General features: G+C 53.3%; 2 rRNA genes. Both read right to left on the reverse strand.

Annotated elements, in window-relative coordinates:
• Positions 1–5: 5 nt before the first annotated feature.
• Positions 6–121 (reverse strand): 5S ribosomal RNA (gene rrf, locus X965_RS18745).
• Between the two features lie 110 nt (positions 122–231).
• Positions 232–992, reverse strand: a 23S ribosomal RNA gene (locus X965_RS18750); the annotation flags it as partial.

Below are 992 nucleotides of genomic sequence, written 5' to 3' on the forward strand. Positions count from 1 at the left end.
TAATAACCTGGCGGTTCCCTACTCTCACATGGGGAGACCCCACACTACCATCGGCGCTACGGCGTTTCACTTCTGAGTTCGGCATGGGGTCAGGTGGGACCACCGCGCTACGGCCGCCAGGCAAATTCATTTCAATCCAAAACAAGCTTTCACAGTGAATGACTTCTGCCTCTTCACTGTGCTGAAAAATCTCTCTAATCGTCTCTCAACTCAAAACACCTTCGGTGTTGTCAGGTTAAGCCTCCCGGTTCATTAGTACTGGTCAGCTCAACGCATCGCTGCGCTTACACACCCAGCCTATCAACGTCTTAGTCTCAAACGTTCCTTCAGGACCCTTAAAGGGTCAGGGAAGACTCATCTCGAGGCAAGTTTCCCGCTTAGATGCTTTCAGCGGTTATCTCTTCCGCACTTAGCTACCGGGCAATGCAATTGGCATCACAACCCGTACACCAGTGGTGCGTTCACTCCGGTCCTCTCGTACTAGGAGCAACCCCTCTCAATCTTCCAGCGCCCACGGCAGATAGGGACCGAACTGTCTCACGACGTTCTAAACCCAGCTCGCGTACCACTTTAAATGGCGAACAGCCATACCCTTGGGACCTACTTCAGCCCCAGGATGTGATGAGCCGACATCGAGGTGCCAAACACCGCCGTCGATATGAACTCTTGGGCGGTATCAGCCTGTTATCCCCGGAGTACCTTTTATCCGTTGAGCGATGGCCCTTCCATTCAGAACCACCGGATCACTAAGACCTACTTTCGTACCTGCTCGAGCCGTCACTCTCGCAGTCAAGCTGGCTTATGCCTTTGCACTAACCGCATGATGTCCGACCATGCTTAGCCAACCTTCGTGCTCCTCCGTTACTCTTTGGGAGGAGACCGCCCCAGTCAAACTACCCACCAGACACGGTCCCCGATCCAGATTATGGACCCGGGTTAGAACATCAAACGTTAAAGGGTGGTATTTCAAGGATGGCTCCGTGCAGACTGGC

This window comes from Morganella sp. EGD-HP17 (assembly GCF_000512315.2).
GTDB lineage: Bacteria > Pseudomonadota > Gammaproteobacteria > Enterobacterales > Enterobacteriaceae > Morganella > Morganella morganii.